The sequence below is a fragment of the Mesorhizobium wenxiniae genome (genome assembly GCF_002284535.1).
GTDB lineage: Bacteria > Pseudomonadota > Alphaproteobacteria > Rhizobiales > Rhizobiaceae > Mesorhizobium > Mesorhizobium wenxiniae.
Window position 1 is genome coordinate 16374 of record NZ_NPKH01000014.1, and the last position, 23860, is coordinate 40233.

Consider the following 23860-nt stretch of genomic DNA (forward strand, 5'->3'; position numbering starts at 1 on the left):
ACCACACGATGCCAGAACCCCGACGATCGACGATCGATGCCGGAGAAGTGGAGCGCTTTTCCGCCCTTGCCGCCGAATGGTGGAATCCGAACGGCAAATTCCGCCCGCTGCACAAGTTCAATCCGATCCGGCTTGCCTATATACGCGACCAGGTGGCGGCGCGCTTCGGCCGCGACCCGCGTGCGGCGCGGCCGTTCGAGGGCCTGCGCTTCCTCGACATCGGCTGCGGCGGCGGGCTGTTGTGCGAGCCGATGGCGCGGCTTGGCGCCGAAGTGGTCGGCGCCGACGCATCGGCCACCAACATCGAAGTGGCCAAGCTGCATGCGGCGGAGGTCGGCGTGACGGTGGATTACCGTGCCACGACGGCGGAGGATCTGGCTGACGCGGGCGAGAAATTCGACGTCATCCTCAACATGGAAGTGGTCGAGCATGTTGCCGACATCGACTTATTCGTGGCCAAATGCGGCGACATGCTTAAGCCCGGCGGCATCATGTTCGTCGCCACCATCAACCGCACACTGAAGGCCCTGGGCCTGGCCATTATCGGCGCCGAATATGTGCTGCGCTGGTTGCCGCGCGGCACCCACCAGTTCGGCAAGCTGGTGCGGCCGGACGAGCTGGAAAAGGCGCTGACCGGCGCTGGCCTGACCATCATCGACCGCACCGGCGTCACCTACAATCCGCTCGCCGACCGCTGGCAGCGGTCGAAGGATATGGACGTCAACTACATGGTGCTGGCGGAGAAGGCACCCGCCTGAACTCACGAAACGTCTGAACCTTCTCACGCCGCCACCTTCTCACCCGTCTGGCTTTGCGCCTTTGTGGTGATCTGGCTTTGCGCTTTGGTGGTGATGAACACGCCGGCGATGATGATGGCAGCACCCGCCCAGGTCAGCAATCGATAGTGCTCGCCGAGAAACATAGTGCCGGCAAACAATCCGACCGCAGCCGCGACATAGCCGATCTGGCTGAGATAGACCGGGCCGCCGACCGCCTGCAGCCGGAAGAAGAAGACGAACATCGCCGCGGCTGACGCGACCTGCCCGACGACCACCATTGGCACGCCGCCGACCAGGGCGAGCGAACCGCCGCCCTGCAGCGTGAAGATACCGCAAAGAAGCAGCACAGCCGATGCCAGATGGCTGCCGACGGCAAGCTCGATCGGTCCGGTCCCTTCCGGCCAGTCGACCGTGCGGTAGATGTTGCCGGCGGCAAGGCTGACCGGGATGAGCAGCCCCACCGCCACCCAGAAAAATTCGGCCGGCTGGCCGGCCTCGCCGCGCGTCCCCGCCACCATCACCGCACCAAGGAAGCCGACGGCAATGCCGACGACACCAAGCAGATTGGGGCGCCGAACGCCGAGCAGGATCGAAAACACCAGGGTAACCACTGGCGACAGTGTGAACATGATACCGGTATAGCCGGCGCCGAGATGCGGAATGGCCGAGAACATCAAGAGATTGGGAAATGCATAGGACACCGCCGCGGTGACGACGAAGTAGCGCAGCCTGTGCGGGGTGAGCCGGATGCGTTGCCCGCGCAGAAGCAGGGCGCACAAAAGCACACCGCCGGCGCCGAGCGAGATAACGAGGGCCCAGACCATGGCCGAAACGCCGGCCGCCGTGGCGATCTTGCCGAACGGCAGCGTCAGGCCGAGCAGGCCGCCGGTGACGACCAAAAGGCCGGGCGCTGAATCCCAGAGAAATTTCATAACGAACCTTGCACCTTATTGTCTTTGCAGCTCTTGGCCAGCAATGTGTCTTGAGATAAGATAATGAAAAGATTCTTAACGTCAAGAAATTTAATGGTGAGATAGATGGATCGCGCCGCGAAAGCCATCGAGCAGTGGAAAAAAGAACGGCCGGATCTGGATGTTTCTCCGATGGCCGTGCTTGGACGGTTAAACGAAGCCTCGTCGCTGATTGCACGAGAACGCCTAGCTCCGCTGTTTGCCCGCTTCGGACTGCAATCCGGGGAATTCGATGTGCTGGCGACGCTGCGCCGTTCCGGGTCGCCTTACGCGCTGACGCCAACTGCCCTCTATGAAGCGACGATGGTGACGTCGGGCGCCATGACCAACCGGCTCGATAGGCTGGAGAAGGCCGGCTTGATCCTGCGCGGTCCGCACCCCAACGATCGGCGCGGGATCGTCGTGCAGTTGACCGGAAAAGGTCTCGCATTGGTCGATGAGGCGGTCACCGCCCACGTCGGCAACGAGCACGAGATACTTTCCGGCCTGACGCGCACCGAACAAGAGACGCTTGCTCGCCTGCTGGAGAAATTGATAGGGAGCGTCAGCTAGCCTGTCAGTTCCGCTCGTCCGGGAAGCTTGGAATCGGCATGAATTCAACGCCTTCCTCGGCCAGACCCTTCGCCTCCTCCAGCGTCGCCTCGCCATAGATGCCGCGCGGATCACTCTCGCCGAAATGGATCTTGCGCGCTTCCTCGGCAAACTTGTCGCCAACATAGTCGGCGTTCTCGCGCACCTTCTCGGCCATCGCCTTCAATTGCGCCAGCGCCTGCTTCTGGGCCTCGCCCATGGCTAGTGCGATCTTCTCCTGCTTGCGACCGGTGGAGACGGCCGGCGCCATCAACGCCTTCTCGACCTTGTGCGAGCCGCAGGTCGGGCAATCGACGAAGCCACGCTTCTTCTGGGTGTCGAAATCGTCGTTGCTGCGAAACCAGCCCTCGAATTCGTGCTCGTGCTCGCAGATCAGAGAAAACCGGATCAAGATGCTGCACCCCTGAGTGGCAGTGCCTCAGCCTGTCCGCCGTTTACCGCAAAATCCCGCGCATTCTTCAGGTTTGGGATCTTCTTGCGCGCGGCGGCCGACTGCGCTGGGTCGATCTCAGCGATGATCACCGCCGGTTCGTCATGTGCCGCTTCGGCGACGATGCGGCCCCAGGGATCGACGATCAGCGAATGACCATAGGTCTCGCGGCCGTCCTCGTGCAGTCCGCCTTGCGCCGCGGCAACGACATAGGCGCCGTTCTCGATGGCGCGCGCCCGCAGCAGCACATGCCAGTGCGCCTCGCCGGTCTGGCGGGTGAAGGCGGCGGGCACCGAAAGCAGGTCGGCGCCGGCCAGCGCCTCGGCGCGGAAGAGCTGCGGAAAGCGCAGATCGTAGCAGACGGCGAAACCCAGCCTCGCACCATCAATCCCGGCGCCGCTGATCTCCGTGACGACGGCCTGGGTGCCCGGCTCGTAGGCGGCGGATTCGCGCCAGCTTTCGCCATTGTCGAGATCGACGTCGAACATGTGGATCTTGTCGTAGGTGGCAATCGTCGCGCCGTCCGGCCCGAACAGAAGCGCGCGATTGGCGAGCTTGCCGTCGGCACGCAGAATGGCGGTCGAGCCGATATGCAGGAAGATCCCAAGGTCTTTCGCCAGCTTCCGCGAAGTCGAGACGATGGTGTCCTTGTCCTCGGAGGTGAAGGAGGCGGCCCGCGCTTGGCTGTCACGGACCAGCGCACCGGTCATTTCCGGTGACTGGATATAGGTCGCGCCGAGACCCGCCGCCTCGCACACCAGCCGCTCCAGATCGACCGCGTTGCGCTCGGGGCTGGTGCCCGAACGCATCTGGATCGCCGCCGCCTTGAAAGCACCCATTGTCATGTCCTCAATTCGTCGAGCCATTGGCGAGCAGACTGTCCAGCCGGCCCTCTGCCTCCAGTTCATGGAGATCGTCGCAGCCGCCGACATGCGTATCGCCGATGAATATCTGCGGAAAGGTCGAGCGGCCATTCGCGCGGGAAATCATTTCTCGGCGCAGTTCCGGCGAGAAGGAGGCGTCGTGCTCGGTGTAGGCAACGCCCTTGCGCTCGAGCAGCCGCTTGGCCGCCACGCAATAGCCGCACATCATCCGTGTATAGATCGTCACGTCGACCATCGGTCAGCAATCCTGCCTTTCTTCAATCTATATAGTCGCGGACTCGTCGGCCCGAAAGTCCCCCGGCAGCACGCGCGCAAAGGTCAGCACGTCGACGGTCCCGGCACCGCCCTTCTTCAGCGCCTTGGCGACCGCGCGGACAGTGGCGCCGGTGGTATAGACATCGTCGATCAAGAGCACCCGGCGGCCGGCGATCTCGATCTCGGCCTCCTCGGACACTCTGAATGCGGCACGCACATTCTCCTCGCGTTCCCGCCGTTCCAGCCCGACCTGCTGGCGGGTGAGTTTGACGCGCCTGACCGCGGAGGGCGCAAAAGGCAGGCCGCCAAGTTGCGATACCGCCCTTGCCAGTTCCGCCGACTGGTTGAACTGGCGCCTGAAAAAACGCCGCCAGTGCAGCGGCACCGGCACGACCACATCGGCCTCCGCGATCAGTTCGGCACCGGCGCGCAGCATCCAGCGCGCCATCCACGGCGCCAGGTCGGTGCGATCCTGGTATTTCAACCCTTGCACCATCTGGCGAGCGACACCGGAGTAAGCGACCGCGGCCCGCGCGCGCTCGAACGGCGGCGGGTCGGCGATCGCCTCGGCCGACAGGAACCCCTCGCCCATGTGATGGATGAACGGCGTGCCCATCACCGGGCACCATGGCCGCTCCAGGAGCCTGAGCTTCGGCCAGCAGGCGCCGCACAGCACGCCGGGCTGCGAGACATGCCGTCGGCAGCCGGCGCAAACCGGCGGAAACAGGATGCGCGCCGGCCAGTCCAATGCCTTTCGAGCGATACTCTTGATATCTGGCATTGGATCGGCCACGTGGTTGCTCCCCCGCCACCCTATATCAGACAGCGGAAACCAGGAACCGTCAGTTGCAACCTATAGTGGACACTTCTCTCTGGCTGGCGCACAAGCGCCGGGCGCTCGCGCGACCGACTGCCGGCGCGGATTTCCTGATGTGGCGGGCGGCCGAGGAGCTTGCCGAACGGCTGGGCGCCGTCGAGCGCAAATTCGACAGAGCGGCCGTGCTGTTTTGCCAGACGCCGGCGGCGGTCGACGTGCTCGCGGCAAGCGGCAAGGTTACGGACATCATACGCGTGGAGGCCGACGCTATGTTCCTGGGCGATGCCGCCGGACTGGTGGCGCCGCTTGAGACCGTGCCGTTCGAGCCAGAAAGCCTCGACCTCGCCGTGTCTCTTTTGTCCCTTCAGGCAATGAACGACATTCCCGGCATGCTGGTGCAGATCCGCCGCGCCCTGAAGCCGGATGGTCTGTTCCTAGGCGCTTTTGCCGGCGCCGGTACGCTTTCCGAGCTGCGCGAAAGCCTGCTCGCCGCCGAGACCGAACTTTACGGCGGCGCCAGCCCGCGCGTCATCCCGTTCACCGATGTGCGCGACGCCGGCGCGCTTTTGCAACGCGCCGGCCTGGCCTTGCCCGTCGCCGATGTCGAGACGGTGACGGTGCGCTACGATTCGCTGTTCGGCCTGATGGCGGACCTGCGGGCGATGGGCGAGACCAGCGCGCTCATCGACCGCAGCAGGCGACCGGGCACACGAAGGCTGTTTGCCCGCGTCGCCGAAATCTACGCCGAGCGGTTTTCGGATGCCGATGGTCGCATCAGGGCGAGTTTTCCGATCGTCTGGATGTCAGGCTGGGCGCCCGACGCCTCGCAGCAAAAACCGCTGAAGCCGGGCTCAGCGAAAATATCGCTGAAGACAATACTGGAAAATCCCGGCGGGCGTTGACCGGATTTCTGTCGACCGGACTTTTATGGATGCTGGTGGCGGTCGCGATCACTGCGCGAAAGCGTTCACAAGCCTGCTGGAATTGTCGCTGAACAGCCACGCCATTGCGTCAGCCGCCTGGCCGATGCCGCCTATGATGGTAAGCGACAGCACGGTCACGATTAGCCCATATTCGATGGCCGTCGCGCCGGTCTCGTCTTCCAAAAATCGTTGCAGCAATATTTTCATGGCCGTCGATCCCGCTTGCCGAAACCCTAGCGCCGACCTGTTAAGAAAGGTTAATGGCAAAGGCTTAACAGGCGGTGAAACGGCTGCTCTAAACCATCTCAGCAGTCGCCGCTGCGCTTGCCATTGTCGCGTATCACGCAGACCGAACTGGGCAGCGGCTGCAGCACGCTCCTGCGCAGCGTGTAGGTCCCACGATGGCCGATCGAGCCCGTGTTTCCAATCGAGCCTGTGCTCCCCACCGACTCTGGGCTCCCAATCGATCCTGTGCTCATTCCATCGAGGCCGCCGGCAAAATGGTCGCGGGCGGTCTGCAATCGCGTCCGGCTGTCGAGCAAGGGCGTCGCGATCAAGGCCAGCGCCACCACGGCCGAGCCGAATAGCAGCGTGATCCGCAAAATGCCCATGCCGGCATGGACAGCGAAGCTGCGGTCGGGTCGGATCGAATCCCAGTCCCTGTCGAGGCTCATGCAACCGCCCTCCGAAGGCCTGAACACGGCCTTCCCTTCAATGTCCACGCCTCAATTTTCCACAGCGAGATAAATCTTCCATTAACGCTGTCTAACTCGGGCAGTGACGGCACAATCACAGAAGATCGATGAGGAACTGGATCAGCGGCGCGTCGGCCGGCGGCATCGGAAAATCGCGCATCTGGCGCGGCCGCACCCATTTCAGCACCTGCCCTTCCTTCGGCTGCGCGATGCCGCGGAAGCGACGGCAGACGAACAGCGGCATCAGCAGGTGAAAATCATCGTAGGAATGGCTGGCGAAGGTGAACGGCGCCAGGCAGGGAATATCGGTCTCGATGCCGATCTCCTCGTACAACTCACGGATGAGGCATTCTTCCGGCGTCTCGCCGGGCTCGACTTTGCCGCCCGGAAACTCCCACAGGCCGGCGAGCTGCTTGCCTTCGGGCCGCTGCGCCAGCAGCACGCGGCCGTCGCTATCGACCAGCGCGCAGGCTGCGACCAGGAGCAGGCGCTTGCCGACAGGGTTCGGGCCGGTCATGCGCCGGGCGGCCGGCGATAATGGTAACGATAGACTTCGTCGAACCCGAGCGAACGATAAAGCGCCAGCGCCGGCGCATTGTCGGCCTCGACCTGCAGCCAGGCTTCCCGGGCGCCGCGCAGCCGGGCCCATTTCAGCGCCGACAGGATGAGGTGGCGGCCATGGCCCTGGTTGCGTACCGATCTGTCGGTGGCGATCTCGAACAGCCCGGCAAGATCGCCATCATGGACGCAGATCAGCGTCGCCAGCGGTTCGGTGCCCTTTTCGAGCGCGAACAGCCCGGCTTCCGGCTGGATGGCGCCGATGATCTCCGACAGGCCCGGCCGCAGCGACACATCCGAGCCGCTTACCTTGAGCGACGCGCCGATGAAGCGGCTGATGTCCTTCAGCGGAATCTGGTCCATGGCGGCATCGAGCTGGGCGTCTGCAAGCGGCAGCCGCATGACCAGCGATTCGTCGAATGTGCTCCAGCCTTCGCTGTTGAGATGTTTGGAAAGGACCGGCCCCGACAGCGGCGATATGCGGAAGGTCAGCGGCCGGCCATAGGCGTCGAAGCGGCGGCTGGCGCGGCCGATGCGCTCGGCGATGTGCTGGATGTCGCCCGGATCGAGCGGATTGACCGAATTCAGCCGCTTGGCCGGATGACCCGCCGTCAGCCGCACCACCCAGGTGCCGTCATAATGGACCGCCGCCGCCGGCCAGGCGCGAAAGCCGGCCGCCTCGTAGCGGCGCACGATGGCAAGCACGCTTGCCGGATGTCTGGAAACCAACGCCATCAGCTCCGATAATCGCCGTTGATGGCGACATACTCCTTGGTGAGGTCGCAAGTCCACACCGTCGCCTTGCCGCGGCCGATGCCGATATCGGCACGGATACGGATCTCGTCGCGCTTCATGTAGGCCGATGTCGCCTCTTCGGAGTAGGCGGCGTCGCGCTCGCCCTCATGCGCCAGCCTGATATCGCCGAACCAGATCGACAGAAGGTCGCGGTCGGCCGGTTCGCCGGCCTTGCCGATGGCCATGACGACGCGACCCCAATTGGCATCCTCGCCGGCGACCGCCGTCTTGACCAGCGGCGAATTGGCGATCGACAGCGCGATGCGCTTGGCCGAGCGGGCCGATTTCGCGCCGGTGACGGTGACCTCGACCTGCTTGCGGGCGCCCTCGCCGTCGCGCACCACTTGCAGCGCCAGCGATTTCAGCACCTTGCCGAGCGCGCGGCGGAAGGCGCCGAGGCGCGCATCCCCGGCATCGGTGATGTCAGGCGCGCCGCGCCTGGATGCGGTGCCGGTGGCGAACATCAGCAGCGTGTCGCTGGTCGAGGTGTCGCTGTCGACGGTGACCGCATTGAAGGTCTTGGCCGTGCCGCGTGACAAAAGATCCTGCAGCACGGGGGCTGCGATCGGCGCATCGGTGGCGATGAAGGAGAGCATCGTCGCCATGTCGGGCGCGATCATGCCGGCGCCCTTGGCAATACCGTTGATGATGACGTCGGCGTCGCCGAGTTTTACCGTCGCGGTCGCCAGTTTCGGATAGGTGTCGGTGGTCATGATCGCCTTGGCGGCTTCGGCCCACAGGTCCGGCCTGCCGTCCTTGACCAGTCCGGCGAGCAGATGGCTGAACTTGCCGGCATCCAGCGGCTCGCCAATGACGCCGGTCGAGGCCAGAAACACCTCGTCCGGTGTGCAGCCCGCAGCCTTGGCTGCAGCCTCGCCGGTCATTGCCGTGGAGGCTCGGCCCTTGCTGCCGGTGAAGGCATTGGCATTGCCGGAATTGACGACCAGGACGCGCGCCTTGCCCTGCCCGAGATTCTGCCGGCAGAAGTCGACCGGCGCCGACGGGCATTTCGACTTGGTGAACACGCCGGCGACCGTGGTGCCGGCATCGAAGACCATGGCCAGCAGGTCTGTGCGGTTCTTGTACTTTATCCCGGCCTCGGCGGTGGCGATGCGGACGCCCTCGATGTCAGGCATTTTGGGATACTTCTTCGGCGCGAGCGGCGAAATGGTGGCTGACATGAAGACCTCGGGCGGGAAAATCGCAAGGGGAACGCCGGTTTGCCCGATAGCGGGCGCCGGTGCAAGGGCGTTTTCCCGACCATTGCGGACGACACCAAACTGCCGGCAGCACGCTTACGTCATTGGGCAGGATTGAGGAACCTCCGGAACCTCTTCTGCACGCCCGGAATGAGCCCCCAGATCATGATCGCGACCATTAGCGGGGCGATGACCAGCGTGCGCTGCCAAATCTCCCACTCTTCGGTCAGCGGGAACACGACATAGAGGATGGCGGTGATCAGCGGATAGACGCCGGCAAGCACCAGCAGCGCAAAGCGGAGGCGCGAGAAGCGGGCGGCGGTCGAGATCATTGGCTTTCTCCTTATCGTTACGAAACGTTCCGTTATATAAAACGGGCCGTTCCGTTTCGTCAAGTGGTCGTATATGCATGCTGAGAAACTTGCCGATAAGGAAAAAGCAGATGGGTGAGGACGCAGATCAGGCCCGCAAATCAATTGGCGCGCGGCGCAACCCCGACAGCGCCGACGCCATTCTCGACGCCGCCGAGGCGGTGCTGGTCGAGGCCGGTTATTCCGGCTTCTCGATCGAAGCGGTGGCGCGGCGGGCGCGTGCTGGAAAGCCTACGATCTATCGCTGGTGGCCGAGCAAGGCCGCTTTGCTCTTCGACGTCTACCAGCGGCTAAAGCGCGTCGACAATCCCGATACCGGAAACCTCGAGGATGATCTCGTCGGCTTCCTGAAGAACCTGTTCTCGCACTGGCATGAAACGTCCTCAGGCAGCGTCTTCAGATCGCTGATCGCCGAGGCGCAGTCGGATGCGACCGTAGCCGCCGTGCTTGTCGAATACACGAAAGGCCGCCATGCCCATACCGCCCAGATGATCGAACGCGCCAAGGCAAGAGGCGAAGTGGCGGCCGACGTCGATTCCACGCTCGTCGCCGACCTGGTCGCCTCCTTTGCCTGGACGCATCTTTTGACCAATCGCCTCGACGAAGACGAAGCGACGCTGCGCAGGGCGGTTGGCTATGTGTTGAAGGGCATAGCCGCCGACGATGCCGGCTCGGTCAACGCCGCGGCGGTCCGGCGGAGGCGTCGACGCGTAATCGGTCGCACCACCAAGTAGAAGCGACAGGGGCGGCAGAGCAAAACCCACGCCCTGTCGTGATGGAGACCATCAGAGGCACAATTATCGGGGCGCGGCGCCGGCGCCAACAATTGATCATCTCCATCATCTGCGGTGGCGGGCTGGCCTACTTGGTGTTTTCCAGCGCGTCGACCGTCTTCTTCAGCTTCTCGTCCGGGATCTCGACCTTGGCCTCGGCGCGCAGCGACTTGACCAACGCGATGTACTTGTCGCGGATAACCGCCTGGCGGGCCTGGTCCTTGACCTGGTCGAAGGCCGGCGGCTGCTTGGCGCGCTTGTCCTCGACCTGGATGACGTGCCAGCCGAACTGCGACTGCACCGGCTGCTCGGTGTATTTGCCCACCGCCAGCGCGAAGACCGCCTTGTCGAACTCCGGCACCATCTGGCCGGGTCCGAACCAGCCGAGATCGCCGCCGCTGGTCTTGCCGCTCGGATCGCTGGTGTGCTCGTTGGCGAGTTTCTGGAAATCGGCGCCGCCGTCGAGCTGCTTGATGATCGTATCGGCCTCTTCCTTCGTCTTCACGAGGATGTGACGGGCATGCACCTCATTGGTCGGCGGCGTGTTGGCGATTTCCTGATCGTAGCGGGCGCGAATTTCGGCATCCGTGACCTTGCCGACGACATCCTTCTCGACCATTTCGCCATGCAGGGCGCGCTGCTGCAGGAATGCCATGCGGCGCTGGAAGTCGGGATCCTTATCGAGGCCGGTGGTGACCGCCTGGGCAGCCATGACCTTGATCTCGATCGCCGCCGAAAGTGCTGCGGCGCGGCGCTGTTCGGGCGGCATCTGCGCGAACTGCTGCGACAGCTCGCCTTCGGCAAGGGCAAGGTCTGCCTCGGTCAGCGTCTGGCCGTTGATCGTGGCGACCACGGCGTTCGGATCGACCGGCGCGGCCGGTTGGCCGGGGGCGGCCAGTTGGGCCGGGGCTGGTTGGGCGGGGGCGGTGTCCTGCGCCATCAGCGGCGACAGCGACAGGGCCGACAGCCCGAATGCCAGGCCGAGGCTGGCGAGCGACGCGCGGCGGAACAATAAGGACATACGATTAACTCCAATGGGGGATAGCTAGAGCGGGATGGCTTCCAGACCAGCCAGATTGTGGCGGAATTTGGCACGGTCGACAGGGCGAGCGCGCCGTTGACATCGATTGAGCCCCCTCTTATCTGTCCAACGACTTTGCGTCCAGAACCGTTTTCCGGGCGCTTTTTGCGTTTGTCCGCGTTTCACGTGGATTTGATGGGGCCGTCGGCACCCGTCGCAACGACTTGGAATGCTATCGAAAGGACCATTGAATGGTCAGTTTTGGCGGTCTCGCCCGTAAGGTTTTCGGCTCCTCCAACGATCGTCGGGTCAAGTCGACCCGACCGCGCGTCGAAGCGATCAATGCCATGGAAAACGAGATGCGGGCGCTCTCCGACGCCGAGCTGGCGGCCCGCACGGAAAAATTCCGCCAAGACGTCGCCAACGGCGCCAGCCTCGATGATCTCCTGGTGCCGGCCTTCGCCACCGTGCGCGAGGCGGCGCGCCGCGTGCTCGGCATGCGCCCGTTCGACGTCCAGCTGATCGGCGGCATGGTGCTGCACAATGGCGGCATCGCCGAGATGCGCACCGGCGAGGGCAAGACGCTGGTCGCGACGCTGCCGGTCTATCTCAACGCGCTCGCCGGCAAGGGCGTCCATGTCGTCACCGTCAACGACTATCTTGCCAAACGCGACTCCGAATGGATGGGCCGCGTCTACAAATTCCTCGGCCTTACCGTAGGCGTCATCGTTCATGGCCTGTCCGACGAGGAACGCCATGCTGCCTACGCCGCCGACGTCACCTACGCCACCAACAACGAGCTCGGCTTCGACTATCTGCGCGACAACATGAAATTCGAGCGCGCCCAGATGGTGCAGCGCGGCCACAGCTACGCGATCGTCGACGAGGTCGATTCCATCCTGGTCGACGAGGCGCGCACGCCGCTGATCATTTCCGGTCCGCTCGAGGACCGTTCGGAAATGTACAACACCATCGATGCCTTCATGCTGAAGCTCGAGCCGTCCGACTACGAGATCGATGAGAAGCAGAAGACCTCGATCTTCACCGAGGAGGGCACCGAAAAGCTGGAAAACCTTCTGCGCGACGCCGGCCTGCTCAAGGGCGAGTCGCTCTACGACGTCGAGAACGTCGCCATCGTCCACCACGTCAACAATGCGCTGAAGGCGCATCAGCTGTTCCAGAAGGACAAGGACTATATCGTGCGCAACGGCGAGATCGTCATCATCGACGAATTCACCGGCCGCATGATGCCGGGCCGCCGCTATTCGGAAGGCCTGCACCAGGCGCTCGAGGCCAAGGAGCATGTGGCGATCCAGCCGGAGAACCAGACGCTCGCCTCCGTCACCTTCCAGAACTATTTCCGCCTCTACAAGAAGCTCGCCGGCATGACCGGCACGGCGCTGACCGAGGCCGAGGAATTCGGCAACATCTACAATCTCGAGGTCACCGAGATCCCGACGAATCTGCCGGTGATCCGTATTGACGAAGACGACGAGGTCTACCGGACCGTCGAGGAGAAATACAAGGCGATCGTCAAGGAGATCAAGGAAGCCCGCGCCAAGGGCCAGCCGACGCTGGTCGGCACCACCTCGATCGAGAAATCCGAGCAGCTGGCCGCGCGTCTGCGCAAGGAAGGCTTTACGGATTTCGAGGTGCTGAACGCCCGCCATCACGAGCGTGAGGCGGCGATCGTCGCCCAGGCGGGAAAACCCGGTGCCATCACCATCGCCACCAACATGGCCGGCCGCGGCACCGACATCCAGCTCGGCGGCAATGCCGACATGCGCATCGCCGAGGAGCTTGGCGATATGCCTGAAGGCCCCGAGCGCGAAGCCAGGGAAAAGGCGATCCGCGACGACGTCGCCCGGCTGAAGGAAAAGGCGCTGGCCGCCGGCGGCCTGTACGTGCTCGCCACCGAACGCCACGAGTCGCGCCGCATCGACAACCAGTTGCGCGGCCGCTCAGGCCGCCAGGGCGATCCCGGCCGCTCAAAATTCTTCCTGTCGCTGCAGGACGATCTGATGCGCATCTTCGGCTCCGAGCGCATGGACGGCATGCTGCAGAAGCTCGGCCTTAAGGAGGACGAGGCGATCATCCATCCGTGGATCAACAAGGCGCTGGAAAAAGCGCAGAAGAAGGTCGAGGCGCGCAATTTTGACATTCGCAAGAACCTGCTGAAATATGACGACGTCTCGAACGACCAGCGCAAGGTGGTGTTCGAGCAGCGCCTCGAGCTGATGGACGGTGAAGGCCTGTCCGAGACCATCGCCGAGATGCGCGAGGGCGTCATCGAGGAGATCGTCGCCAAGGCCATTCCCGAAAACGCTTATGCCGAGCAGTGGAACGTCGCCGGCCTCAAGGCCGAGGTCGCCGAATTCCTCAATCTCGACCTGCCGATCGAGGACTGGGTCAAGGAAGAGGGCATTGCCGAGGACGACATCCGCGAGCGCATCAGCCAGGCCGCCGAGACTGCCGCGAAAGAGCGTGCCGAGCGCTTCGGCCCCGACGTGATGACCTATGTCGAGCGCTCAGTGGTGCTGCAGACGCTCGACCATCTGTGGCGCGAGCACATCGTCAACCTCGATCATCTGCGCTCGGTCGTCGGCTTCCGCGGCTATGCCCAGCGCGACCCGCTGCAGGAATACAAGGGCGAGGCGTTCGAGCTGTTCCAGGCGATGCTGGGCAATCTGCGCCAGGCCGTCACCGCGCAATTGATGCGCGTCGAGCTGGTCCGCCAGGCCGCCGAAGCGCCGCCGCCCGAGGCGCCCGACATGTTCGGCAGCCATCTCGACGGCACCACCGGCGAGGACGATTTTAACGGCGGCGAGACCGGGCTCCTGGTCCGCCAGGAGACCCACGCCATCGTCGCCCCCGAAAACCGCGACCCGAACAACCCGGCAAGCTGGGGCAAGGTCGGCCGCAACGAGGCCTGCCCGTGCGGTTCGGGCAAGAAGTACAAGCACTGCCACGGCGCGTTTGCGTAAGCGAGCGCTTCCCTTCTCCCCGTTATTATACGGGGAGAAGGTGCCGGCAGGCGGATGAGGGGCAGCGCCGGCGCTCGCGATAAGCCAATCTCCCCACCTGAGGGGAGATATCGGGCGGCCAGAGAGGGGCGCTGTCCCGCCGGCGCTCCGTTATCACGCGCGGCGAAGGCGCTAAAGCCGGCGGCGCGCGGTCCCTACCAAAAGCAGGTGAGGTAGTGGCAAAATTCTCTGACGGCGACCGAGTGCTTATCACCAATTCCTATGGTTGGGGTTCAGGGGGCACTGGCACGGTTCGAGCCGCACCGGACTACGTTACTGGATCAATGGCGTGGCGCGGTTTGAGCCGTTTCTCGATGGAGAGAAGCTCGTATATTGGGTTGAGTTTGATAGGCCACACTCGCTGACCGCAGCAAAGACGGTCCTTACGATTGTGGATCGGTGGAAGAGTCGGCGCTCTCGCTTATTTCAAGCTAACCCACTACCGGGCGACGAGGCATCGGTGTCGCCTCTCCTTCTCACCTTGTAGAAGGTGGATTGGCGCGTAGCGCCAAGACGGTTGGGGTATTTGACGGATCGCCGTCGGCGCCAAGTGGCCCCCTCGTCCGGTTGAGCTTAGCTCGGCCACCTTCCCCCAAAGGGCGCCCCCAACCCAACCGTTTCTTAATGTGTTTTCATTAGACCCAGACCCAGAAAAGAGGCGGAAAACGGAGAGTTGTGGGTGCGCTTTTCCGCGGCGACGACAGCCGGGCGGTTCTTGCCGCAGCGCCTTGCGCTGCGCGTAAAGCCGCTGCTTGGCCGCATCGATGCCGTGCTGTTCACCGCCGACGAGCGCGGCGAAGCCGGCCGCATGTCGCTGATCGCCTTCTCCATCCGCATCGTCAGCGCCGTCATCGCCTTCGTCAGCCAGGTGCTGATGGCGCGCTGGATGGGCTCGTTCGAATACGGCATCTTCGTCCTCGTCTGGGTGACGATGGTCATCGTCGGCAACCTCGCCTGCCTCGGCTTCCACACCTCGGTCATCCGTTTTATTCCCGAATACCGCGAGCGCAACATGCTGGCCGAACTGCGCGGCATCGTGCTGACCAGCCGCCTGTTCGTGCTGGTTGCCTCGACGGCGATCGCCGGTCTCGGCGCGCTCGGCGTCTGGCTGCTCTCGCCCTTCATCGAAAACTACTATGTCGTGCCGTTCATCCTCGGCCTGATCTGCATGCCGATGATCGCCATGTCCGACCTGCTGCAGGGGCTGGCGCGGGCCAACTCATGGGCGCTGTTTGCGCTGGCGCCGACCTATCTGGTGCGGCCGGTGCTGATCCTGGCGCTGATGGCGCTGATGCTTCTGGTCGGCTTTGCGCCCGACGCCAGGACCGCGATCTTCGCCTCGATCGCCGCCGCCTATGCCACCACGCTCGGCCAGCTCATCGGCGTCACGGCGCGGATGGACAGGAATATCCCGGCCGGGCCGAAGAAGGTGCATTTCGCGCAATGGTTCCTCGTGTCGCTGCCGATCTTCCTGGTCGAAGGCTTCTTCTTCCTGCTCACCAATGCCGACGTGCTGATGGTCGGCGCCTATATGAACCCCAACGACGTCGCCGTCTATTTCGCCACAGTGAAGACGCTGGCGCTGGTGCATTTCGTCTATTTTGCGGTCAAGGCAGGCGTCGCCCAGCGCTTCGCGCAATTCACCCATGGCGAGCCGGAAAAGCTTGCCGCCTTCGCCCGCGAAACGGTGTCGTGGACGTTCTGGCCGTCGCTGTTGATGGCGCTGATGGTGCTGGTGCTGGGCGAGCCGATGCTGGCCTTGTTCGGGCCGGAATTCGTTGCCGGCTATCCCCTGTTGTTCCTGCTGGTCTTCGGCGTCGTCGCCCGCGCCGCCGTCGGCCCTTGCGAAAGCCTGCTCACAATGAGCGGCAACCAGAACATCTGCGCCGCCGTCTACGCCATGACGCTGGCCTTCAACATCGGCCTCAATTTGGTGCTGATCCCGCTTTTCGGCCTGTGGGGCGCGGCGATGGCCACCGCCTTCGCCATGATCTTCGAGGCCGGCGCGCTGTCCTTCACGGTCTGGCGCAGGCTCGGCATCGTCATGGCCATTTTCCTAGCCGCCGAAGGAGCTGCATGATGGGTGCCATCCCGTTGCTCGAGGAAACCAGCGGCGGCCCGGCCGGCGCCATGGTGTCCGGCCTCGCCGGGCTCGCCCGCGAAGCCGACCCCGCCCATATCGAGCTCTTGGCCAACGACCGGCCCGAGCGCAAACTGGCCGTCTACCCGGCCTCAGCCGGCTTCGATCTGGTCGAGGAACTCGACTATCTCTGCACCCGCACGATCGAGCCCAACGTCTTCTTCAACCCGCGATTCCTGGCGCCTGCCATGCCGCGGCTGGAAGACCGCGAGGTGCGGCTGGCGGTCATCCGCGACGGCGACGAATACCGCAACCGGCTGCGCTTGCTGGTGCCGTTCTCGGTGGAGCGGCCGGCGATGCCGCTCGGCGTGCGGATCATGCGCACATGGTCGAGCCCGTTCGGCCCGATCGGCACGCCGCTGGTCGACCGTGACGATCCCGTCGGCGTCGTCGAGGATTTTTTCTCGATGCTGTCGCGGCCGCATCTCAAGCTGCCGAAAGTCTTGGTGCTGCCCGATATCCGGCTCGACGGCCCGGTGGCCAGCCTGCTGGCGACGGTCGCCGAGACGCGTGGCCTGACGCTGGTCACCACCGGCAAGGCCGAACGCCCGATGCTCGAAAGCGGGCTCGACGGCAATGGCTATCTGAAGGCGTCGCTGCGCTCGCACCACTATCGCGAGTTCCGCCGCCTGAAGCGCCGCCTCGCCGACCTCGGCAGGCTGGAGCATCTGGTGGCGCGCGGACCGGAAAACATCCGCCATGCCATTGAACGCTTCCTGACGCTGGAAGCAGCAGGCTGGAAAGGCCGCGAGCGCACCGCCATGGCCATCGACCGCTACCGCGCCGCCTTCGCCCGCGAGGCCGTGCACCGGCTCGCCGAACAGGACCTGTGCCGCATCCATTCGCTGACGCTCGACGACCGCACCATCGCCAGCCTGATCGTCTTCGTCGAGGCCGGCGTCGCCTACACCTGGAAGACGGCCTATGACGAGACGCTCGCCGCCTATTCGCCGGGCACGCTGCTGATGATCGAGGTGACCAGGCAGCACCTCGACGACCCCAACATCATGATGACCGATTCCTGCGCCGTGCCCGACCATCCGGTGATGAGCCGGCTGTGGACGGAGCGCAAGCCGATCGGCACCCTGGTCATCGGCCTGACGCCGGGCGCCGACCGCCTCGCCCGCCAGGCGGCGTCGCAGCTTCACCTCTACCGCGAAACCCGCAACATGGCGCGCCTGCTGCACAACCGGATGAAGAGCTTGCTGGGACGGCGGTAGGCTAGGTGGTCGCGAAACCGGCAGGCCGAGCCTTCGTCATCCCAGGGCGGAGCAGGAAGCGAAGCGACGTAGCGGAGACCCTGGGATCCATGCCGTTACCTCAGCCGAAGAATGCAGCGGCTCGGAACGGCGCTTGTATCCGCAACGGTGCCAGCTACCCTTCCAACGTCAGCGAACGGGGTGGTAGCGTTCGGTTCTGATCCGCAGGCGCACTGCCGCCATGTAACGGCATGGATCCCAGGGTCTCCGCCGCGTCGCTCCGCTCCTTGCTCCGCCCTGGGATGACGAAGGGAGGGGGTGTTTCGGCCAATCTCGAAGGTTTGCAATTCGCCGCAGAAAGGGACTGTGGACGTTCGGCCGATCGGCCCGACCTGTTAAATCACTGTGTCGAGGGGCCTAGATCATGAGGGTTAATTCTCCCGACCAGCGGAAAGGATTAGCATCGGCGATACTCTCGGCCGCGCAACCAGCATCATTGCCGCCCTGCACGGCCACAGCAAAAAATCTGGGAGGAATGCATGACGAAAACAACTTACTTCAGGCGCCGCAGCATTCTCGCTTTGACTGGCCTCATCGGCGCCTGCCTGACTGCGGCTGCAGGTCAGGCCGCCGAGCCCGACAAGGCCGAGATCGAGGCCCTGAAAAAATCGCTATCCAAGTACGAAGACTACAAGGCCGCCATTCGCGACCTCTATCTGTCGACGGTCGGATGTGTTTATTACAGCGGCGAAAAAGTGGCTGGCGCTATGGATTACCCTAAGGGCGCGATGGGCATTCATTTCGTCAACGTCGCGAGCGTCAGCCCGACACCAGATCCGACGCGCCCCAATGTCCTTATCTATGAGCCGTTCGACGGCGGCTTGCGCCTGGTGGCCGTGGAATGGCTTGTTCCGCTGACGCCCGACACCAAGGAGCCGCCGAAACTCTTTGGACAGAAGTTCCAGGGGCCGATGGAGGGGCATTATCCGCTTATTCCGACGGAGTTCTACCATTACGATCTTCACGCCTGGCTGTTCAAGGACAACCCGCTCGGAATGTTCAGCCCGACAAACCCGGACGTGAAATGCGACAATTACGCGTTTCCCATGCCGGAGCAGCCGACCAAGATGGTCCCGGGGCCGATGTGATGGCGGCCTGAGCTACGGAGTCCGATCTAATCAGGAAGGACTGGCCTCGTTGTCAGGAAGGACCGGCCTCGATTGTGATTATCCCAGGATGCTCCTGGGATAACATCCCGCCGAGCTTTCAAGACCTCTCGGGTGGAAAATGGTGCCCCTAGCCGAGCACTTAGAGGAAAGTGGGACGTTGGAAGGAACTCATATTTCATTGGGTTTTTTCCTCACCCTGTACCACCTTTCTCACACTTCGAGATCAGCGTACGAACTGATGGTAGCGGGAGCCCGTTACGCCGCCGTGCTATATTTCGGTAGGATGAAGAACTAGCCGGTCAGCTTGGTGAAGTCGTGGCGGCGCGCGCGAACATGTGCCAGCAAAGTCGTTTCATTGACGACCCCAGATTGAAAGAGAGCCAGCGTGGTCGAGACCAGAATCTGACCGTCTATCGAGGTGCTGTACCATTTAGCGTCGGCGGTTACCTGGTCGACCACCCGCTGGCAGATCGCCCGATCTTTAGGGCGAAGGAACTGACTTTTCGGTGCTCGTGGCATCTCGACGCCTTAAAGGGGGAGTTACTGTGTCTCCCACGCGAAACAATGCGTGGGTTTTGAGAATGGACCCTAAGCGCATTGGGACAGAAAATTGCCATTCGTTTGAGTGGTGCGCGCGAGGTCTTAGTGCAGAGAGATAACGCGCGCTTCGCTTTGTCGGGGACCGGCCCAGTACGCGGCGGTAATTCCGCCCCCAACCGCTCATAAATTCAAAATGGCAACTCTACCTCCGCTGTTTTGCCGATCTTTACCGCAGCTGGATGGTTTCCTGGGCGCAAGGTGCCAGTGTCTCCAGCGGTCCCGGCTAATCATCCGGTGGCCGGGTGAAGGATCGCTATGGCCGCACACTGGCCACGATCGAGGTCGACGGGCGTGATGTCGGCGACATCCTGATCGGCGAAGGCCTGGCGCGGCCGTGGACCGGCAAGCGCCGCCCCTGGTGCGATTAGGCCGTGAACTCATAAACACGTTGCGCGATGGTTGACGAGGGTTGTGCTTTGGGCTGATCTCCGGAAGTCAGTCTTGGTCGGGCCACTTCCAGAAAGCGCCAAGAGTGGCAATGTATAAAGAGACAGGTGTCTCAATTCCGTTGGCTGTAGAGGAACGGCATATCAGCAGCGAAGTAGTTCCGCCGCGGCCGCTTGGCTGATATGCTTCGCTCATCGCGCCCCCCTCGCTCGCCTCCCTCGCCGGAGTCTGAAACAATGAAATCAGCCAGAATTTGCCTCGCACTCCTAGTGATGCTCGCGCCTTGCGCACTCTCGGGACAGGCGACAGCGGAGGAGAAGCCATCGCCGGTCGATTCCGCCGACCAGTTCTTCAAGGCCGGGGAGTTTGCTGAGGCCGGCGAACAATACGCCAAAATCATCGCCGACCACCCCGATGACTATTCGGCAACGCTCCAGTTGGGTCGGATCGCGCTGCTTTCCAACCGGCTTGATGATGCCGAGCGTTGGCTGAAAAAGGCCATCGACCTCAGGCCCGGCCAGGCCGACCCCAAGGTTATGCTCGCCGAGGCCTATTATCGCCGCGACGATTTCGAAAAGGCGGCGGCTGCGCTGAATGGCGTCGACGTGGGTACCAACCAATTGATCGTCGATCAGTATCCGACACTCAATGTTGCGAAGTTGCAGAGTTTCAAGGGCCAGACACCCTATGAGGTGCAGGGCGACGGGCAAATCATGCGTCTCAAGTTCCTGAGGACAGATCCGCTGCCGTTGGTCAGTATCCGCGTAAACGGGGGCGACAAGGTCACTTTCTTCATCGACACCGGGGGCTCGGAGGTTGCACTCGACACGGACTTCGCCAAGGAGCTTGGCGTCCAACTATTCGGAACGGTGCAAGGCACGTTTTCCGGCGGCCAGACCACCGAGGTTCAGCAAGGGCGGATCGAATCGCTCACGATCGGCGACTGGACGGTGAAGAACCTGCCCGTCGCGGTGCTACCCCTCCGCCAGCTCTCCGAAGGCCTTCAAGCCAAGCGCATCGACGGTATCATTGGCACCACTCTCTTCTACCATTTCCTTGCGACCCTCGATTTTCCCAACGGCGAGCTCGTCCTGCGCCGGAAAAACGCGGCAAACCTCAAGGAATTCATGGCTGCCTCGGGCAAGAGCGTCGCGGTCCCTTTCTGGATTGCAAGCGACCATTTCATGGTGGGCCGGGGGCGCGTGGAGACGCTTCCACCTACGCTTCTCTTCGTCGACACAGGGCTGGCTGGCGCGGGAGTCAAGCTGGCGGCGTCTGTGATCAAGGAGGCCGGGATAAAGCTTGAGGAAGACAAAGCCACTTCAGGGGCGGGCGCTGGCGGGACGCTGAAGACCGTGCCCTACGTCGTGCATCGCCTCTCCTTCGGAGAGGTGCAGGAAGAGAACGTCCCGGGCCTCTACGATGGGCCATTCCCCTGGGAGAACCTTTTTGGCTTCCACCTCGCGGGCATGGTCGGCCACGATTTCTTCATGCCTTATGCAGTAACCTTCGACTTTGAAAATATGAAGATCCTGTTGCAGTAGGGGCTTCGATCAGATGGCTTGAGGGGTGTCCTGTATGGGTCATTTTCGAAGTAGCTGGGCGGCGCGGCCATATCCACTTTGACGGCGACTCCGGAAGTATCGACCCCGCCGCCATAGACCATCATCTCTCTGTCGGAAGCTGTCGGAAGCGGTTTTCACCCTCGGGTGTATCGAGCTTCGTTGCGTTATAGCACCATGAGCGACAGGCCCAAACGATCAGCAGCACGCCCAGGCACCACGAAAGCCAGGGACCGGGAACGAGCTTCTCGGTGAGCACGAAGGCAGCCAACGCAGCGATCCAGACCGGATTCATGACGCCGCCGAAGAACAGCAGTGCCATCAAGGCCCAGCAACAACCGACACAATAGAGGCCGTGCTCGGCGCCGAGCTTCAGCGCGCTTGCGCTACCCGTGCCGAAACCGCCGCGTCCCGCGATGAATGCAAGCGGAGACTGGCAATTGATCAGACAGGCGCGCTTCAGCGGCGTCAGTTGATAGATGCCGGCAAGGAGTAGAGCGCCCGCTCCGACAATCGCGCTTGATGCGGCCATCATTGGATCGAGAAATGCCAGACGCTGGAGCGCCCACTGCGAGATCGTTGCAGCGAGCGCAAAAGTGGTCCATGCATGCGAGCAAATAGGCTCCGACGAACCAGCCGGTGGCGGCAAGCGGTCTTCCGTCGGCCGACGCGATGCGGGCCGCCCGCGCGTAGATTAGGATCATCGGGGCGGCCGACGGCGTCATCATGCCAACCATCATCACCGTCCACATGACGAACGTGAGGGCGAATTCGGTCGCGCTCCACGGTGCCTCGACCGGCGTCATCACCATGGCGAAGCCGGTAGAGACCATGCGGAAGCCGTCCATCCCATGCCGTTCCATGTCCATCCCGGCGGCGAGCCACAGCACGTACGCCCAGGCCGAACCGACGATGATGGTTGTGGCCGCCAGCGTTAGGGCCCGGTCGCGGCAAAGCAGATGCTCCAATGCGCGTTCGCTCATGCGATAGGCGCGACCAGCGAGTTCAGTGGATACGTCCGTGCTCGTTGAAATGCAGCTCGCACCAATGGGCGTAGCTGTCTTCAAGCGTAAGTGCGACCCCGCCGGTCGTTGTCGACCAGCCGCGTCCCACTTCGTTCTGTCCGTATTCGAAGCCGTTCGGCAGCACAATCCCGACGCGGTGCTCCGTACCGTTGACCGGGTTAAGGATAGGTTCGCCACGGCCTTTCGCAATGTTGTCGGCGGTGCAGGTTGCACGGCGCGCCTGCATGTCGAGATCGATCGTGATGCGGGTATGGACCGGAGGCAAAATGGTCTCACACATTGCCGCGTAGACCGCCCAGAAGGTCGAGAAGGGGTCGGTCTCTTTGCCCGTCAGGATACTCAGCATTCCTTGACGCTGTGCCTCGTTCCCGCGCTCGTCGATGATGGGCTGCATTGTGCCGCGGCCTTCGTGGACTGCGCCGGGCCATTTCACGGCGATCGCCATGTTCAGACCGTCGAGACTCGCCTCGGAGAAGTGCCCTTTGTCGATGCGAAAGAAGCCAATCGCCTGGCAATAGCCCTTACTTGGCAAAGCATTAAATTGACAAGGGCAACCGTAAGAGCAGTTGCAATTGCCGAATTCCATTCCGTGGAGTTCCCAACCGGCCATCGCTCCATCCTCCCGCGGCCGCTTCAGTGCGGCGGCGCATCGTCCCAGCCTGCCTCTGGCAGTGCCAAAGTTACTCCTCTCACGTCGCCGAGTCGATCCATAAGCGAATCCTGAAATTTGAAGCCGGGCCCGAAAAGTGAATCCGATTCACGACCAGGGCATGGAGCGCGACGACCTCCAATCTTGTTGGCGGCAACGTCTGCTTTCAGTAAGCTGCAGCGCCGATCTCTACGGCCGGCATTGGGCGCAAAGCTGTCATGCACGACTCCGTTTGTGCGTCTGGCCGGCCTTATCTATCGCCCGTTGCAGTGGGTTGGCCCGGTTTAGCGCGGCAGGTCCGCCCCGACGAGGCGACGGGTGTAGGCGCGCTCGACGCCCATCACCGCTTCTTCCTTGGTGGCGACGGTGCCACGCGCCCCGCCATCGTAGCATGTCCAGAACCATGTTCCGGCGCCTGGGCCGCTCACCGCTTTCAGTATCCGGCCGACGGCATCCTGCTGAAAGCTCGCGGTAAAGTCGAATGGCGGGGACTGCCCACCGATCATGGTTCGCGACCATGCAAGCCAGACCCGGGCGCCTTTGCCGAGCACGAAGCTGAAGGCGTCGTCTCGCTCCGCAAATGTCTCCAGCACGCTGCTGCCGTCGACGACCTGGAAGCCTCGCTGGTAAGCCAAGCGCACCTTAAGGCGCTCACTCATCCCGGAACCGCTCGGTGGTCCAATGGATCTTGCCGTCGATCTTCATCGGCTTGTGGATCATCAGCCGTTTCGGCAGATGCTCGGGATGAACCTCGAGCAAGGTGATCTTCACCGTTGGTTTGCAGCGGCTGCAGTCGAATTTGAGCTTCAGCGGATCGGCGCCGCCGCCGTATACCATCATCAGATCGGCCGAGCGGCAGTAGCGGACATTGCCGCAACTGCATTCCGCCTTGACGAGCATGTTGTGCCGGGTCGCTTTGCCCAGCGTGTCGATCGGATCCGTGCGCCATGAGAACGAATAAGGAACATTTTCCTTGATCGTCAAGATCGGCTGTGGAATCTTTCCACCTACTGAAGTGAGAATTCCGATGGAGCGACGAGATTA

At 63.0% G+C, this 23860-nt stretch carries 27 protein-coding genes and 1 pseudogene; 10 read left to right on the plus strand and 18 right to left on the minus strand.

What is annotated here, in order from left to right; all coding sequences use genetic code 11:
* The first annotated feature begins 8 nt into the window (after positions 1-8).
* Positions 9-758, plus strand: coding sequence for a bifunctional 2-polyprenyl-6-hydroxyphenol methylase/3-demethylubiquinol 3-O-methyltransferase UbiG (ubiG, locus tag CIT31_RS05190; protein ID WP_029348550.1), 750 nt, complete (start codon positions 9-11; stop codon positions 756-758).
* 23 nt (positions 759-781) lie between these two features.
* Here ubiG and CIT31_RS05195 read toward each other — a convergent pair whose 3' ends face one another.
* Positions 782-1711 carry a DMT family transporter gene (locus tag CIT31_RS05195; RefSeq protein ID WP_095517751.1) on the minus strand — a complete coding sequence of 310 codons (930 nt, stop codon included), beginning with the start codon at positions 1709-1711 and terminating at the stop codon, positions 782-784.
* A 105-nt stretch (positions 1712-1816) separates the two neighbouring features.
* Here CIT31_RS05195 and CIT31_RS05200 point away from each other — a divergent pair, with 105 nt between their 5' ends.
* On the plus strand, positions 1817-2302 hold the full coding sequence (locus tag CIT31_RS05200) for a MarR family winged helix-turn-helix transcriptional regulator (RefSeq protein ID WP_095517752.1): 486 nt from the start codon (positions 1817-1819) through the stop codon (positions 2300-2302).
* Between the two features lie 4 nt (positions 2303-2306).
* Here the strand turns inward: CIT31_RS05200 and CIT31_RS05205 are convergent, their stop codons facing one another.
* From CIT31_RS05205 to CIT31_RS05220, 4 genes are read right to left on the minus strand one after another with little or no spacing between them, the layout of a single operon-like run.
* The gene (locus CIT31_RS05205; RefSeq protein ID WP_095517753.1) at positions 2307-2732 is read right to left on the minus strand and encodes a DUF1178 family protein; all 426 of its coding nucleotides are present in this window, start codon (positions 2730-2732) and stop codon (positions 2307-2309) included.
* On the minus strand, positions 2729-3610 hold the full coding sequence (locus CIT31_RS05210; protein ID WP_095517754.1) for a carbon-nitrogen hydrolase family protein: 882 nt from the start codon (positions 3608-3610) through the stop codon (positions 2729-2731). Before CIT31_RS05210 ends, CIT31_RS05205 begins: the two co-directional genes overlap by 4 nt.
* A 10-nt stretch (positions 3611-3620) precedes the next feature.
* The gene (gene grxC / locus CIT31_RS05215) at positions 3621-3890 is read right to left on the minus strand and encodes a glutaredoxin 3 (RefSeq protein ID WP_065008462.1); all 270 of its coding nucleotides are present in this window, start codon (positions 3888-3890) and stop codon (positions 3621-3623) included.
* Positions 3891-3917: 27 nt separating this feature from the next.
* The gene (locus tag CIT31_RS05220; protein ID WP_095517755.1) at positions 3918-4703 is read right to left on the minus strand and encodes a ComF family protein; all 786 of its coding nucleotides are present in this window, start codon (positions 4701-4703) and stop codon (positions 3918-3920) included.
* Between the two features lie 53 nt (positions 4704-4756).
* On the opposite strand from CIT31_RS05220, the gene CIT31_RS05225 reads away from it, so the two are divergent.
* The gene (locus CIT31_RS05225) at positions 4757-5629 is read left to right on the plus strand and encodes a methyltransferase domain-containing protein (protein ID WP_095517756.1); all 873 of its coding nucleotides are present in this window, start codon (positions 4757-4759) and stop codon (positions 5627-5629) included.
* 48 nt (positions 5630-5677) lie between these two features.
* Here CIT31_RS05225 and CIT31_RS05230 read toward each other — a convergent pair whose 3' ends face one another.
* From CIT31_RS05230 to CIT31_RS05255, 6 genes are all read right to left on the minus strand, one after another.
* Entirely contained in the window at positions 5678-5857 is a 180-nt protein-coding gene (locus CIT31_RS05230; RefSeq protein ID WP_029348558.1) for a Flp family type IVb pilin, read from the minus strand.
* Between the two features lie 98 nt (positions 5858-5955).
* The gene (locus tag CIT31_RS05235; protein ID WP_095518090.1) at positions 5956-6324 is read right to left on the minus strand and encodes a hypothetical protein; all 369 of its coding nucleotides are present in this window, start codon (positions 6322-6324) and stop codon (positions 5956-5958) included.
* Positions 6325-6439: 115 nt separating this feature from the next.
* Positions 6440-6862 carry a (deoxy)nucleoside triphosphate pyrophosphohydrolase gene (locus CIT31_RS05240; RefSeq protein ID WP_029348561.1) on the minus strand — a complete coding sequence of 141 codons (423 nt, stop codon included), beginning with the start codon at positions 6860-6862 and terminating at the stop codon, positions 6440-6442.
* Positions 6859-7638: a GNAT family N-acetyltransferase gene (locus CIT31_RS05245; RefSeq protein WP_203546890.1), complete on the minus strand. Its 780-nt coding sequence runs from the start codon at positions 7636-7638 to the stop codon at positions 6859-6861. Before CIT31_RS05245 ends, CIT31_RS05240 begins: the two co-directional genes overlap by 4 nt.
* The gene (argJ, locus tag CIT31_RS05250; protein WP_095517757.1) at positions 7638-8879 is read right to left on the minus strand and encodes a bifunctional glutamate N-acetyltransferase/amino-acid acetyltransferase ArgJ; all 1242 of its coding nucleotides are present in this window, start codon (positions 8877-8879) and stop codon (positions 7638-7640) included. Before argJ ends, CIT31_RS05245 begins: the two co-directional genes overlap by 1 nt.
* A 119-nt stretch (positions 8880-8998) precedes the next feature.
* Complete coding sequence (locus tag CIT31_RS05255; RefSeq protein WP_095517758.1) at positions 8999-9229, minus strand: putative antibiotic biosynthesis monooxygenase; 231 nt, start codon at positions 9227-9229, stop codon at positions 8999-9001.
* Positions 9230-9339: 110 nt separating this feature from the next.
* Here CIT31_RS05255 and CIT31_RS05260 point away from each other — a divergent pair, with 110 nt between their 5' ends.
* On the plus strand, positions 9340-10002 hold the full coding sequence (locus tag CIT31_RS05260; RefSeq protein WP_095517759.1) for a TetR/AcrR family transcriptional regulator: 663 nt from the start codon (positions 9340-9342) through the stop codon (positions 10000-10002).
* Between the two features lie 127 nt (positions 10003-10129).
* Here the strand turns inward: CIT31_RS05260 and CIT31_RS05265 are convergent, their stop codons facing one another.
* Positions 10130-11062, minus strand: a complete 933-nt coding sequence (locus CIT31_RS05265) for a peptidylprolyl isomerase (RefSeq protein WP_095517760.1) — start codon at positions 11060-11062, stop codon at positions 10130-10132.
* Positions 11063-11313: 251 nt separating this feature from the next.
* Between CIT31_RS05265 and secA the strand changes: the two genes are divergently transcribed.
* The 4 genes from secA (at position 11314) to CIT31_RS05285 (ending at position 18572) form a co-directional block, all read left to right on the plus strand.
* Positions 11314-14046, plus strand: a complete 2733-nt coding sequence (gene secA / locus CIT31_RS05270; RefSeq protein ID WP_095517761.1) for a preprotein translocase subunit SecA — start codon at positions 11314-11316, stop codon at positions 14044-14046.
* A gap of 718 nt (positions 14047-14764) precedes the next feature.
* Positions 14765-16165, plus strand: a complete 1401-nt coding sequence (locus CIT31_RS05275; RefSeq protein ID WP_095517762.1) for a lipopolysaccharide biosynthesis protein — start codon at positions 14765-14767, stop codon at positions 16163-16165.
* On the plus strand, positions 16165-17445 hold the full coding sequence (locus CIT31_RS05280; RefSeq protein WP_095517763.1) for a GNAT family N-acetyltransferase: 1281 nt from the start codon (positions 16165-16167) through the stop codon (positions 17443-17445). The genes CIT31_RS05275 and CIT31_RS05280 overlap by 1 nt, the downstream gene beginning before the upstream one ends.
* Before the next feature lie 518 nt (positions 17446-17963).
* Positions 17964-18572: a hypothetical protein gene (locus CIT31_RS05285; RefSeq protein ID WP_095517764.1), complete on the plus strand. Its 609-nt coding sequence runs from the start codon at positions 17964-17966 to the stop codon at positions 18570-18572.
* A 312-nt stretch (positions 18573-18884) separates the two neighbouring features.
* Here CIT31_RS05285 and CIT31_RS05290 read toward each other — a convergent pair whose 3' ends face one another.
* A complete protein-coding gene (locus CIT31_RS05290) occupies positions 18885-19112 on the minus strand; it encodes a hypothetical protein (RefSeq protein ID WP_095517765.1) in 228 nt (75 codons plus the stop codon).
* Between the two features lie 323 nt (positions 19113-19435).
* On the opposite strand from CIT31_RS05290, the gene CIT31_RS05295 reads away from it, so the two are divergent.
* Together CIT31_RS05295 and CIT31_RS05300 are read left to right on the plus strand one after the other, a co-directional pair.
* Positions 19436-19561 (plus strand): thermonuclease family protein, encoded by a 126-nt coding sequence (locus tag CIT31_RS05295; protein WP_095517766.1) that lies wholly within the window; start codon positions 19436-19438, stop codon positions 19559-19561.
* Positions 19562-19816: 255 nt separating this feature from the next.
* Positions 19817-21124 (plus strand): retropepsin-like aspartic protease, encoded by a 1308-nt coding sequence (locus tag CIT31_RS05300; protein ID WP_165778358.1) that lies wholly within the window; start codon positions 19817-19819, stop codon positions 21122-21124.
* A gap of 121 nt (positions 21125-21245) precedes the next feature.
* On the opposite strand, the gene CIT31_RS34935 is transcribed toward CIT31_RS05300, so the two are convergent.
* The 5 genes and pseudogenes from CIT31_RS34935 to CIT31_RS05320 all read right to left on the minus strand — a co-directional run bounded on the left by CIT31_RS34935 (position 21246) and on the right by CIT31_RS05320 (position 23800).
* A complete protein-coding gene (locus CIT31_RS34935) occupies positions 21246-21791 on the minus strand; it encodes a DUF2182 domain-containing protein (protein WP_245316116.1) in 546 nt (181 codons plus the stop codon).
* Positions 21792-21810: 19 nt separating this feature from the next.
* A pseudogene (locus CIT31_RS35850) lies at positions 21811-22125 on the minus strand (DUF2182 domain-containing protein); the annotation flags it as partial.
* A gap of 22 nt (positions 22126-22147) precedes the next feature.
* Entirely contained in the window at positions 22148-22777 is a 630-nt protein-coding gene (locus tag CIT31_RS05310; protein WP_095517768.1) for a DUF1326 domain-containing protein, read from the minus strand.
* Between the two features lie 323 nt (positions 22778-23100).
* Positions 23101-23475, minus strand: coding sequence for a hypothetical protein (locus CIT31_RS05315; protein WP_095517769.1), 375 nt, complete (start codon positions 23473-23475; stop codon positions 23101-23103).
* Complete coding sequence (locus CIT31_RS05320; RefSeq protein ID WP_245316117.1) at positions 23468-23800, minus strand: hypothetical protein; 333 nt, start codon at positions 23798-23800, stop codon at positions 23468-23470. Before CIT31_RS05320 ends, CIT31_RS05315 begins: the two co-directional genes overlap by 8 nt.
* Between the last annotated feature and the right edge of the window lie 60 nt (positions 23801-23860).